The 12,535-nt window shown below is 60.5% G+C and carries 13 protein-coding genes; 6 read left to right on the forward strand and 7 right to left on the reverse strand.

All coding sequences use genetic code 11. The features are described from left to right. Positions 1–118: 118 nt before the first annotated feature. The 5 genes from ACS7SF_RS00295 to ACS7SF_RS00315 form a co-directional block, all read right to left on the reverse strand. On the reverse strand, positions 119–1,246 hold the full coding sequence (locus tag ACS7SF_RS00295; RefSeq protein ID WP_439891156.1) for an FAD-dependent monooxygenase: 1,128 nt from the start codon (positions 1,244–1,246) through the stop codon (positions 119–121). Positions 1,247–1,378: 132 nt separating this feature from the next. After that, positions 1,379–2,620, reverse strand: a complete 1,242-nt coding sequence (locus ACS7SF_RS00300; protein WP_439891157.1) for an MFS transporter — start codon at positions 2,618–2,620, stop codon at positions 1,379–1,381. 156 nt (positions 2,621–2,776) lie between these two features. Continuing rightward, positions 2,777–3,676 (reverse strand): SphA family protein, encoded by a 900-nt coding sequence (locus tag ACS7SF_RS00305; protein WP_439891158.1) that lies wholly within the window; start codon positions 3,674–3,676, stop codon positions 2,777–2,779. A 200-nt stretch (positions 3,677–3,876) separates the two neighbouring features. Beyond that, on the reverse strand, positions 3,877–4,326 hold the full coding sequence (locus tag ACS7SF_RS00310) for a Rieske (2Fe-2S) protein (RefSeq protein ID WP_439891159.1): 450 nt from the start codon (positions 4,324–4,326) through the stop codon (positions 3,877–3,879). Positions 4,327–4,332: 6 nt separating this feature from the next. Beyond that, positions 4,333–5,271, reverse strand: a complete 939-nt coding sequence (locus ACS7SF_RS00315; RefSeq protein ID WP_439891160.1) for a VOC family protein — start codon at positions 5,269–5,271, stop codon at positions 4,333–4,335. Positions 5,272–5,527: 256 nt separating this feature from the next. Here ACS7SF_RS00315 and ACS7SF_RS00320 point away from each other — a divergent pair, with 256 nt between their 5' ends. Together ACS7SF_RS00320 and ACS7SF_RS00325 are read left to right on the forward strand one after the other, a co-directional pair. Beyond that, positions 5,528–6,526, forward strand: coding sequence for a fumarylacetoacetate hydrolase family protein (locus ACS7SF_RS00320; protein WP_439891161.1), 999 nt, complete (start codon positions 5,528–5,530; stop codon positions 6,524–6,526). A 147-nt stretch (positions 6,527–6,673) separates the two neighbouring features. Continuing rightward, a complete protein-coding gene (locus ACS7SF_RS00325) occupies positions 6,674–7,360 on the forward strand; it encodes a TetR/AcrR family transcriptional regulator (protein WP_439891162.1) in 687 nt (228 codons plus the stop codon). Positions 7,361–7,442: 82 nt separating this feature from the next. Here the strand turns inward: ACS7SF_RS00325 and ACS7SF_RS00330 are convergent, their stop codons facing one another. Both ACS7SF_RS00330 and ACS7SF_RS00335 read right to left on the reverse strand, forming a co-directional pair. Then, complete coding sequence (locus ACS7SF_RS00330; protein WP_439891163.1) at positions 7,443–8,318, reverse strand: 3-keto-5-aminohexanoate cleavage protein; 876 nt, start codon at positions 8,316–8,318, stop codon at positions 7,443–7,445. A 50-nt stretch (positions 8,319–8,368) separates the two neighbouring features. Then, complete coding sequence (locus tag ACS7SF_RS00335) at positions 8,369–8,938, reverse strand: cupin domain-containing protein (RefSeq protein ID WP_439891164.1); 570 nt, start codon at positions 8,936–8,938, stop codon at positions 8,369–8,371. 168 nt (positions 8,939–9,106) lie between these two features. Here ACS7SF_RS00335 and ACS7SF_RS00340 point away from each other — a divergent pair, with 168 nt between their 5' ends. The 4 genes from ACS7SF_RS00340 (at position 9,107) to ACS7SF_RS00355 (ending at position 12,533) form a co-directional block, all read left to right on the forward strand. Then, positions 9,107–9,976, forward strand: a complete 870-nt coding sequence (locus tag ACS7SF_RS00340; protein WP_439891165.1) for an ABC transporter substrate-binding protein — start codon at positions 9,107–9,109, stop codon at positions 9,974–9,976. Continuing rightward, positions 9,973–10,959: a fumarylacetoacetate hydrolase family protein gene (locus ACS7SF_RS00345; protein WP_439891166.1), complete on the forward strand. Its 987-nt coding sequence runs from the start codon at positions 9,973–9,975 to the stop codon at positions 10,957–10,959. The genes ACS7SF_RS00340 and ACS7SF_RS00345 overlap by 4 nt, the downstream gene beginning before the upstream one ends. Then, positions 10,956–11,435, forward strand: coding sequence for a PaaI family thioesterase (locus ACS7SF_RS00350; RefSeq protein ID WP_439891167.1), 480 nt, complete (start codon positions 10,956–10,958; stop codon positions 11,433–11,435). Before ACS7SF_RS00345 ends, ACS7SF_RS00350 begins: the two co-directional genes overlap by 4 nt. 135 nt (positions 11,436–11,570) lie before the next feature. Further along, positions 11,571–12,533, forward strand: coding sequence for an MBL fold metallo-hydrolase (locus tag ACS7SF_RS00355; protein ID WP_439891168.1), 963 nt, complete (start codon positions 11,571–11,573; stop codon positions 12,531–12,533). Positions 12,534–12,535 lie beyond the last annotated feature (2 nt).

Raw genomic sequence — 12,535 nt, forward strand, 5'->3', positions numbered from 1 at the left:
GCGAAGCGTCAGCGACACCGCTTGGTGCGGAGTATTGGAAACGCCGCATACCTCTCCGGCAATACAAAAAGGGGCACCAAATTTGGTGCCCCTTCTTCGTTTTTTGGTTCAACTTAGCTCAGAACGGCTGCGCCAGCAGCCCGTATCCTTGCATGAGCGTTTCGACAGCCCGGGCACCATCTTGATTTTGTTCTGCCTGACAGACGGCCAGTGACGTGTCGTAGATGCGCTTCACCCGCGCATACCGCCGTTCACTGTAGGCGGCAAGCGCTTCTTCAATACTGGGCCGACTGGACAGTTCTTCGGTAAGCACCACCGCATCTTCGATCGCCATGCCGCCACCGGAGGTCAATTGCGGCGTCAATGCGTGGGCCGCATCACCGAGCAACACCACCCGCCCCTTGTACCAGGGGGCCGGCATGAGCAGGATGTCGAACGGCCGATAGCTGACATAGCGGCTACCATCGCAGCGCTTTGCAGCCTCGCGAAGCTCGGGAGCGGAGAATGGTTCCAACCGCTGCCTGAAGAGCGCGCTCAATTCGGCCTCCGGCATGTGGGTGTGTTCTTTGATGGTTTCCAGGAAAAAGTAGTAGCAAAGCTCGTCCGACAGCGGCAAGCATCCGACGGTCCGGCCGTTCTTGTGCTTGTACAGCGCAAAGCCATCAAACGAGGACAGTCGTTCCACGGTGAAGCGCCAAGCTCCCTGGCCTGCATAGATAGGTTTGAACTCCGGGCCAAACACTTTGGCGCGGGTTTTCGAATACGTACCGTCTGCCGCGACCAGCAGGTCACAACGCCCTAGCTCGCCTGTCGACAACCGGTATGAAACGCCCTCCGGTTCCTGTTCGAACGCTTCCACGGTCACGCCATAGTCGACACGCACGCCACTAGCAATGGCATAGGACTCCAGCACTTCGGCAAGTTTTGTGCGCATGGCACCGACCGCACCGGGTGCGTCTGGTCGGAACGTCCGGGGAGGCTTCTGCAACTGAACCTCGTTGCCTGCTTCGTCACGCACGCTCACGGCATCCCAGCCGGTTCCTGCAGCAATGCATGCATCCGCCAGCCCCAGCCTATCCAGCGCGCGCAGCGTGTTGCCAAGCAGAAAAATCCCGGTGCCGTGTTGATTGGCTCGATGGCCCACTTCAATGACCCGCACCTGCATGCCGGCCCGGGCCAATCCGTGCGCCAGGGTCATTCCGCCGATGCCTCCACCGATCACCAGCACGCTGTATTGAGTCTTCACGTTGTCTCCAAATGATGAGTTTGTATGTTTATTCTTGGTCGCGGCGGGGCTGCCGCGACTGGGCCCAGCAGCGCTGGCCATGCCCATTCAAAGGGAAAGGTGCCAAATACCAGGTTCCCCTGAACATCCACGCTAGTCGGCCAGTACCCGGTTGGCCTGCACCGCATGGACCGACTGCGTAGGGCCCCGGTGAGCCAATGTCAGAGCCAATGCTGCAATCGTGACAACGGCACAAACGACAGCCAGCATCCCGATGGCCGGAACGAGCCCTCCGGCAGCCTTAGTCGCCGCACCCACGACGAGCGGGCTCAGGAAGTTGCCCAGAAAAAATGAGCCCATGTATCCTCCAGTTGCCCGACCACTTTGAGCAAATGGCACGCGTGACAACGTCCAGGTGCCCAGCAACGGGAGAGCGATACCACCGCCAGCGGCCGCGACAAATGCTCCTGCGATTGTTGCATTGACATCGGGCAGCGATGCAATCGCGAATAACCCGAGCGCAAACAGACCAAAGGCGACCACCAGCAGCCGATTGATCGCAACACGCGCGAACCGGTGGAACAGGAACGAACCAACTGGGATGCCTGCGTTGGCGATGGCGCCTCCAATACCCAGCACCGCGGGCTCAGTGACGCCGCGTGCGCTGAGCAAGAAGCTGATTTGAACCGGAACGATGAAGAACAAAATCGACGCAAACAGGATCAAGGCACACAGCGGTCCGATCTCGCGCCATGGAAATGGCAGCTTTTCTGCTGAGGTCGTGCTGGGAGCCGACTCCTGAGGCTCCCAAATCATGACTGCGATCAGCGGCAGAAAGAGGATCGCGCTTCCATACACGAGAAATGGCGTGCGCCAGCCCGCTGCCAGACTGCCTAGGGCCCCGCCAACGATGAACATGATCGCGGCAACAACTGATGCGGAAGCATGTTGCATCGTCAGCCACTTCTGCCGTTGGACGCCTGAGAAATAGTTGGCCACCAATGCCGTGGCAATCGTTGCGATGGCGGCTTCCGCAAGTCCGATGGCGGCGCGCGATGCGACGATTGCGTACAGATCCGTCAACCAGAATGGCAGAATGCCTGCGATCGCGTAGACCGTCACGGCGACCATGTAGAGGCGCTTCCGGCCAAACAGGTCAACGAGCGAACCGACCAGAGGACTGAAGAGGGCAATCATCAAGGCTGGAATGACCAAGGCGATCACCGTCAGTACCTCTGCGTTCGGTACCGACGCATAGTGGCGCTGCATGAGTGGCAATACCGGTGCGATCAATACGGCGCCGGTCGACGAAAGCCAGCAACTCGCCATCAGAAGCCAGCCATGCGCATTGGTGGCAACCCGGGTGGGCTGTGCTTCGAGCGAAGTGGGTTCCATGTTGTCTCCAGACTCTTCTAATCTGCCGAGGGCGGGCCGCGCAACGCGACAGCCCGGCGAGCTCATCGGCGTGCGGACTTAGTGCCGAAGCGTTCAGTAACCTGCTAGTCGAGGATGCGCACTGTGTTATCACCAGCGCGCCCCCGCAGAGGATTCTTAGAATTTGTAGTAGGCGTTAAGCCACACGGTGTCGCCGCTGGTGGTATTGCGGGCATAGATGTTCCGCTGCCAGCTAAGGAAGGCCCCCCAACCCTGGACGCCGTAACCGACTTGCGGACCAATCGTCATGGCGCGCGTGCGATGGCCGTCGCCAAACGCCGGCGCACCGTGCTGCTTATCGTCGGTGAGCTGCGTGGCGAGGAACCCACCAATGCCTACGAGCCACGATCGGTTCAGGTGGTAGCTGATCCCGTAGTCAGCGACCACCTGGATACCGGACTGATAATCGGTCGCCGGATTGCGGCCGCTGAAGTTGACGTTGATCTTGGAGCTGACCTCCAGTTCGCGCGTCGCGAACCAGGTAAAGGAATAGGCCAAGTACAGCGTGTTGGCATTGTTGCCCGGGTTGAACAACCGATTCTGGTCGTAGGAGCCCGTTCGCAAGACCGGATCGAGCTCAAGCGTCTGCAGGAAGGTCGGCGATTTCCAACCCAGCATGATGCCGAACAGCGGGTCGCCAAAACCTCGTCCACCACCCGAAATGCCGAACGACGGCAGGTTCAGTGTGCCATCCACATACGGGATCGCTGCCTGCAGGGCAATGTCGGCTCCAAGGAATTTGGGACCATCAAAGACGTGTACGACGCGAAGTGAGTGCGCTTGCAAACTGCCGTTCGCGCCTGGCGGCGTTCCATTGCCGTTCGAGTCCCGCAACGACTTGATGTCGACGAACTTGTTGTAGGTGTAGGCGTAGGTTCCCGGGTCACCCAGCAAACCACTCATCACGGTCATGAGCCCGTTGGGGTAGCTCGTGGTTCCGTTTTCCAGCGCCAGCGCCGGTTGCACCGCGCCTGCCGTTGCCACGGCTGCCGTAGCCAGCTTGATTTTCCAATTCATGATGTCTCCTCCTTTTGTTGGTCTGCGCCTGGGTGCCGGTTCGAGTCTCGACACTTCCTAGGCGCGCCTTTAATTATCTATACGTATCGTATTTAAAAATACTAGCGGAGTGCGTGGTATCGATGAACTCCCCTATTGGGACGTCGTTTGGTGGGCGTTGCCGCACGCAGTCCCTTGCGTGCGAGCCCGGTTCGTCTTGCTTATCGAGTCGGCCTTGCAGGGCCCCAGGCAACGACGGAGTCGTCGGCTCCTATGTGCGTACCCACGCCGGTGCACTGTTGGAGCGTTGGCCTTCGAATCCATACGACCCCCTCTTCCATCTTCAGAGCAACGGCCGTGAGGCGCTGTCCAACACACGGCCCGCTGACACACTCACCACTCTCGATGGTGAAGCGCGCTCCATGGCCATGGCACATGATGTAGTCGCCCATCGTGTCCAGATAGGCATCCTTTCGCCAGGGCAACGTGGCCGTGGGCCAATGTGGGCAAGAGTTGAGATAGGCGCGCAAGCAGCCCGCCTTGTGTACGACAAAGAGCTGGTCACTGCCCTGGCCTTCCAGATCGAAGCCGCGCGCCCGATCGGGTGACGGCAGTTGATCTAGCCGGCAGAGCGGTATCCATGGCCCCATGCTTTCCTGCCCTGCCGTCATGGTGACCTATGCCTTTGACGGCGGCGGGCCGCCGGGCGCCCACTTCTCGCGACGGGTGAACAGGAACAATTGCGAGTTATCAACAATCCCTGGCGCAACGCGTGGCACCCAGGTGTCGTCGTGCAAGTCCATATCGGCGTCGTACTCGATGTGGCAACCCATGGGCGCATTGAAATACCAGAACCAGTTTGAGCCAAAGCGATGGCGGCCCGGGCCCCAGAACGATTCATACCCCTTGGCAATGAAGGCCTCACCCGCACGCAGCACTTCCGTCGGCCCGCCCATGTGAAACGTAAAGTGTTCGCACCCTTGCAGCGCCGGGGGCGTCTGGATGAAGAACAGCGTGTGATGGTCCAAGGTGCCAGCGGGGCGCAGGAACGGCCCCATACCGACAAAGCGGTCACTGACCCGGAAGCCCAGGCGATTGACATAGAAGGCCTCAGCCTTGTCGGTATCCGGCACGAAGTAGACCACGTGCGACAACGAGCGCGGCCGCGGGGGCGGCGCATTGAGATCCGTCGTCGCGGCCGTCACATTGACGCCACGATGCGCGTCACCCGGTGCATTGACCACTTCGGCAGGCAGATCAATCGCGCGACGAATCGTCACTTGAAAGCCGAGTGCAAATCCGGCGTCGTCCACCGATTCGAGCGAACCATCCGCCAGCCGTCGCACTTCCCGGTCTTGCTTCAACTCGCTCTCGATGCCGTCTAGCACCGCCGCATCTGCCACGCCGTAGACCGTCTTGCGCAGTTGGTTTGCCGTCGGCAGGGACCATGCCGGGAGACTCGAATCCGTTCGGTGCTTGAGTTGGACTCCCGTGCCGTCCAGTGCGGCGAAGAAATCATTCCCCTTGGCCTCCAGGCCGTAGTCAACAAGAAACTGCCCGCATGCGTTGACATCATCAACGCCAAATACAAGGATGTCCGGTCCGAGAATCTTCATGGTCCTGCCGTGCTGTGTTGGGATGGATGCTCGCTCGTTTGCTAATCGAACATATAACGATACGACGTGGATCATATTAAGACGGCATTGCGTCAACAGCAAGGGTCGAAAACCCGCAAATCTCGGCAATTTCATCAGGAAAAACCCTCGTATTGACAAACGATACGGTCCGTATAGATTATTCAACTCCACAACCACCCTATCGTGAGGCAGCCGGACCATCGGTCGCATCACAACAACTTTTTGGAGTCTGAAGATGAAGTTGGGTCGAATTGCGATACCAGGTCCGGACGGCGACGTCGCGCGCCTCGTGCTCGTTCTTCCTGAAGAAGGTCGCGTCATTGACCTGAAAAAGGCAAAGAGCCTGGCGCTACGCCAGCAAGGGGCAACGCCCGAGGCCGCCAACCGCCTGGCGGGGGCACTGTTCCCGGAGAGCATGTCGGCCGCCATTGCACTGGCAGATGTGTTCCTGGAGGGGGCTCGCAGCGTTGACGCCGAACGACGCGATGAGGCGTCGCTCGACATCAGCCAAGTGGCTTGGCTGGGCGCCTCCGACCCGTCGGTCGTGCGTGATGGCCTGACCTTCGTCGGGCATATCAAGGGATTCCACGAAAAGATCGGCCACGCCCCAACCCCAAGCCTGCTCAAGGTGCCAGGCTACTTCAAGGGCACGCCCCACACCGTCATCGGCCACGAGGCTGACGTGCCTTGGCCCGGCTACATCGACCATATGGATTACGAGCTCGAGCTTGGCTACGTGATCGGCCGCCGCGGTGGCAATCTTCGGCCGGAAACCGCGCGTGATTACCTCTTCGGTATCACGATCTTCAACGACTTCAGCGCCCGAGACCGGCAAGCCGTCGAAATGCCCATCCAGATGGGGCCGACGAAGTGCAAGGATTTTGCCTATGGCATCGGCCCCTGGATCACGACAATCGATGAGTTCGAAGACTTGGACGCCATTCCAATGGAGGTCCGCGTCAATGGACAGACTTGGGGCAAGGGGACGAGTGCCAACAAGCTGTGGACGGTCGAAGAATTGATCGCCTGGGTCAGCCTTGGGGAAACACTGGAGCCCGGCGACGTCATTGGTTCCGGCACGATGGGCGGCGGATCGGCGCTCGAGCTTGGGCGCAAGCTGCAGCCGGGCGACGTGGTCGAACTGGAGGTGGGCGGCATCGGCACCCTCCGCAATCGGATGGGGCAACCGCAAAATGGTTTGTGGTGGCCGCCGGAGCGCAAACCGTTCATGTAAAACCCCGACGCGGCGCGACTGCCAGGCAGTCGCCGCTTCGGCTTATTCGAGCCATCCGTGTTCGCCCTGCGGTCGCACCACCAAATTATGAGACGCATTGACTTATAATGCGCAAGGCAACCAGACAACACGAGGGCAATCATCGTCATGGCTGAAACCCAAGCAATGCCGGCAACGCGGCTCCGACGCGCCGTCGGACGCCCGCGTAGCGAGGTGACCCGATCGCAGATTCTCGCGGCAACGGTCCGCCTGCTCGAACAGCAGTCGGTGCAATCGATCAGCATCGAAGGCATTGCTCGTGAAGCCGGTGTGGGCAAGGCGACGATCTATCGCTGGTGGGACTCCAAGGCTCACGTGGTAATCGATGCCTTTATGGAGCATCACGTCGTGAAGACGCCGATGCCGCGGGACGTACCGCCGGCAACAGCGATTGCGCGGCATCTGCATTCGCTCATTCACGAATACGCTGGATGGTCCGGGAAGATCGTTGCGCAGATCATTGGCGAGGGCCAGTCGGACCCGGCCGTACTCCGTGAATTTCGGGAGCGCTTTCATTACGGCCGCCGCGCCGTTGTGCGCGAAATGCTGGAAGCATGGCGCAAGGAAGCGACCATTCCTGCCCCGAACAACATCGAGACCTTAAGCGACCTTCTGTACGCGCCCGTCTACATGCGGCTACTGTTGGGACACGCACCGCTTGACGAGGAATTCGCCCGCGAACACATCAGCTATGCATACTCGCTGTTGGGCGCCGAGGTGCCGGCGCTGGGCGCCACTGCTAAGAAAACCACGTCGGCGCGCCAGGCTTCTCGCAAGACAACCGCGGCTCGTTAAAACAGATCGCCGTAGCAGCAGAGTTGAGGCGACAGACATGACACGAAGGCGACGCATTGCGTCGCCTTCTGCGTTGATACGCCTAGAAATTCACTTCGTTTCGCCCCTTCAATCCGAGCATGTCGCGAACATCGTCCGGCGTGGCAATCGCCATTCCGAGTTCTTCGAGGATGCGGCGGATCTTTCGAACCTGCTCGGCATTCGTCTGCGCAAGTTGGCCGTGCCCGATATACAGGCTGTCTTCAAGGCCCACACGCACATTGCCACCCATGAGACTAGACATGGTGGCAACCGGCATCTGATGGCGCCCCGCTGCCAGCACGGACCAGTGGTAGGCATCGCCAAACAAGCGGTCTGCCGTACGCTTGTGGTGCAGGATGTCCTCCGCGTGTGCGCCGATTCCACCGCGCAAACCGAACACGGACTGGATGAACAGCGGCCCCTTGATCAGACCCCGTTCGACGAAGTACTGCAGGGTGTAGAGGTGCCCGATGTCGTAGCACTCGAACTCGAACCGCGTGCCACCCTGGTTACCGATGTTCTCGAGAATCCACTCGATGTCTTCGTAGGTGTTCCGGAAGATCAGGCCACGCGTTCCGCGCAGGAACGGTTCCTCCCACTCATGCTTCCATTCGCGCTTGCGCTCCGCCATCTCGGAAAGCACAAGGTTGAGCGACCCCATGTTCAACGAGCACATTTCAGGACGCAGCACACGCCCGGCTTCCGCGCGCTCGTCAATGGGCATGTTGGGCCCACCTCCGCCCGTTGAAATGTTGATGACGGCGTCAGTGGCGTTCTTGATGGGGGCGACAAACTCCCGAAAGATCGCCGGATCTCCGCTGGGACGCCCATTGTTTGGATCGCGCGCATGCAGATGGACGATCGATGCACCCGCTTCGATGGCTTCGATCGACTGCTGAGCGATCTGCTCCGGCGTCACCGGAAGATGCTCTGACATTGAAGGCGTGTGCGCGCCACCGGTCACTGCGCACGTGATGATGACCTTTCTCACAGCGGTTCCCCCACGGGAATGTCCAGCAGCACAAAGGCCATGCGGCATGGCTTGTCGGAGCGGTTCGACCAACTGTGGTTGGTTGCGCGCTGGATGAGGACGTCACCGGGACGCATCAGCGTTTCGCCCTCGTCCATCAGCGCCCAGATTTCACCTTCCAGGACGATGGCGTAGTCCAACGATTCCGTCTTGTGGAACCAGAAATGGCGCGGCTTTCCAGCCGTGTCGCGCACGCCGTTTGCATCGAGAAACGCGTGCAGCTGCGCTTCGTTGTACGCCGCATCCGGCGGAAAATCGACGATACGCAGCAGCGAGCCGCCCTTTGAATGGAAGCCACACGCGTGGCCTGCCGGCGCCGGCTCCGCCCCCTGTGCCCGCCCTTCACCCGTAATCCAAGGGACTTGCGCTGTGGGCAACCCCGGCTTGACCGACTGGTTGGGCGTGGGGCCGTCCGAGACGAAGTACGACCTCCCTTCTGCGTTTTCGCCCGTCACGATGCGCCGTACAGGTCGGATCACCGCAGCAGTGGGCTCATTGGATGCGCTTTGCTCCAACACTGAATCCATCACTTGTCTCCTTATTTCGAGTCGATTCGTATCGAAACATTGCGCGCCAAATTTTCCAATGTCAACCGCTCGTTTCCCCGAATATGGCCATCACCTCCGCCTGCCGTCCTTGACAAAACGAAACGCTTCGTTCTTTAATTTAAAAAACCTCAAAATCAAAGAGTGAACATGGAGACAAATGCCCTACGGGCCATGTGGTTCGTTCCCCCTGCACTGGCGACGATTGCCGCCGCCCTTCCCTCGTCTGCTGGCCGGCAACTATCAGCCAGCCGCAACCCTTCGTCAGACGCGCAGTACGAAGCTCTCGTGGCGGGTGAGGTCGATGTGGCGGTGACCGCCATCGACAACGTGCTTGCGTGGAATCAGCGCCCTGGGCCGCACGACTTTCGCGTGGTCGCGCAAATTGAACGCACGACGCCACTGGCGCTGGTCGGCCGCCCCGGGGTGACGTCGCTGAATGCACTGGCCGATGCCAACATCCTTGTCGACTCCCCTGATAACGGCTTTGTCATTGCGCTCAAAGCCATGCTTCATGAGGCGGGGCTTGGGGCAGACCAGTATCGCCTCACACCTGTTGGCGGCGTGAAAGAGCGCTTCGACGCACTGTTGTCTGCCGCCGGAGATGCCACCCTGCTTGGCCCCCCGTTCGATGCGCTAGCCTTGGCGCAAGGGCAATCACTGGTAGCGACGGTACAGGGACACTATCCGGCGTTTCCGGGCCAGGGCGTCGTCATCCGGAGCGCGAACGAAGCTGCTCGTCTCAGCGTGGCCGAATGGCTAAACGATCTCGAACGAGCTCGCGTTGCCATGCGAGAGCAAGGCGAATGGGCAAAAAACGTGCTCACAGATGCTGGCCTCCCTCCGCCCGCCGTCACCGCGATGCTCGCGTCGGCGCCCGCATCGCTACGACCTGACGCGTCCGGCATCGCGCTGCTGATATCGCATCGGAAAGCGCTTGGCCTGCCAGGCTCGAGCGAGCAATACGCAACCATCGTGGACGAATCGCTGCTACCGCAGCCCTCAAAGGACGAGCAATGAAGCACTACGCTTTGGGAACATTCTCTGGCCAGCCTGGTGAGCGTTTCGCCGGTCTGGTCATCGACAACCGCGTCGCGGCGCTGAACGACCTTGCGCAAGGTAGCTCGGCGCTGGAACCACTGCGGAACACCAGCGTTCTGACGCTGCTGGATCGGTGGGCCAACATTCTTCCTCTACTTGACCAAGTCGCCGAAGCCCCTCGTTCGGGCGTGCATTGGTTCGCCCTTGAGGAAGTCCAGACCCACGCTCCGGTTGACCTCCCTCGGCAAGTGTTCTGCACGGGCGCCAACTACCGCAAGCATGTCGTCGACCTGACGGTTGACTCCAAGATCGGCCCGGAAGGCCTGGATGAGGCGGGGCTGCGTGCGTGGGCCGAGAACATGATGGACGCACGCGTGGCCAATGGCGACCCCTATGTCTTCACGAAACCCGTTTCCGCCATTTCGGGGCCATTCGACGATCTGGTTCTGCCGCCTACCACGACGAAGCCGGATTGGGAGTTGGAACTCGCCGTCGTGATCGGTCGCGGCGGCTATCAGATTCCCGTTGAGCGGGCGATGGAGCATGTTGCCGGGTTCACGATCGTCAACGACATTTCCGCCAGAGACCTGATTCCGCGCACCGACTACAAGATGTTGGGCACGGATTGGCTGCGCTCTAAAGGCCAACCCGGCTTTCTGCCGATGGGACCCTACCTCGTACCCCGGCAGTTTGTGCCCGATCCTCACACCCTGGCGCTGCGCCTGTCGGTATCCGGCCAAGTGATGCAGAACGAAACCACCGCAGACATGCTCTTCGGTATCGAGCGGCAGATCGAATACATCTCCCGCTACAGCCGCCTGCTCCCCGGGGACGTCATCTGCACCGGCTCCCCAGCAGGCAACGGAACGCACTACAACCGCTTCCTGCGCGAAGGCGATGTCATGGAAGCCTGCATCGAAGGGCTTGGCACTCAACGTCAGCTGTGCGTGTTACCAGCATGACGATTGCAACCGAAGCTCGCGACGCCGTTATCGACAACCCTGATCGCGCGCTCATCCACGCACTCATTGCGGGCGAACGCGCTGACGTAGCGTTGTGTACGAGCCCCGCGCTTGAGGCACTTCAGGCGCGGTTCATCTGTGGGGAGCCGGGAGACGTGACGGTCCGCTTCTCCGCGCCCGCCGATTCGCTTCAAGGAAACGGCGTCGTAGCAGGCGGGACGTTGACGTCGATGCTGGATTTCGCCATGGCCTTCGCCGTCCTGTCCAAGCTACCAGCCGGCAAGACCTGCGCAACGATCAGCCTGACGGTCAACATGCAGGCGCCGGCGCAGATTGGCGACTATGAGGTTGAGGCATCTGCATCGCGGGTGGGCGGACGCGTGGCGTTTGTCCGCGCAGAACTCTACGACGCGCAGCGCACGCAGCCGATCGCAGAGGCCGTGGCATCGTTCGCCGTACTCGAATCGCGAGCGTGACATAAAGCCAGCGCCAAATTTCACAGCATGCCAGCCTGGCTCGAGACCCAGGCGGTGAGGTAACGACAACGTAAGAGCGTGTCTGGCGCTCCGCTAAGCGGAAGCGGCGCGCAAATCAACCGACGAGGCTGCCCCATGACGACGAAGGCATTTGCATCGCAAGCCGATCTTGAAGAAAAGAAGATCACCTTTACCCAGCTCTCCGAAAACGCCTACGCGTACACGGCCGAGGGCGATCCCAACTCCGGCGTCATCATCGGGGAAGATGGCGTCCTGATTATCGACGCCACGGCAACGCCCGCGATGGCGCAAGACCTCATCGCAAGGATCCGGTCAGTTACGGACAAGCCGATCAAGTACGTCGTGCTCTCCCACTACCACGCAGTGCGCGTGCTGGGTGCTTCCGCATACTTTGCCGAGGGCGCACAGCAGATCATCGCCAGTCGCGGCACCTACGAATTGATCCAGGAGCGTGGCGAGGCGGACATGAAGTCCGAGATTGAGCGCTTCCCGCGCTTGTTTGCGGGCGTGGAAACGGTACCGGGGCTGACTTGGCCGACGCTCGTCTTCGAAAATGAGCTGACACTATTCCTCGGCAAGCTCGAGGTCCGTATTGCACATTTGGGCGCCGGTCATACCAAGGGCGATACGGTGGTGTGGCTGCCGTCGCAAAAGGTGCTCTTCTCCGGCGACCTGGTCGAATACGACGCAGCCTGCTATTGCGGCGATGCCCAGCTCGCCGAGTGGCCGGCGACACTGGATGCGTTGTCCGAACTCAATGCCGAAAAACTCGTTCCAGGTCGCGGGCCTGCACTGGTCACCTCGACCCAAGTCCGCGATGGCATCGCCTACACACGCGATTTTGTGACCACGCTGTTGGACGCTGGCAAAAGAGCTGTCGAACAAAAGCTGGATCTCAAGGGTGCGATGCAGTTGACCCGCAAGCACATGGACCCCAAGTTCGGCCACGTCTTCATCTATGAGCACTGCTTGCCGTTCGACGTCACCCGCGCATTCGACGAAGCCGCTGGCATCAAGCACCCCCGGATCTGGACGGCGCAGCGCGACAAGGAAATGTGGGCAGCGCTCCAGGGCTGAAC

This window comes from Ralstonia sp. 25C (assembly GCF_051904805.1).
GTDB lineage: Bacteria > Pseudomonadota > Gammaproteobacteria > Burkholderiales > Burkholderiaceae > Ralstonia.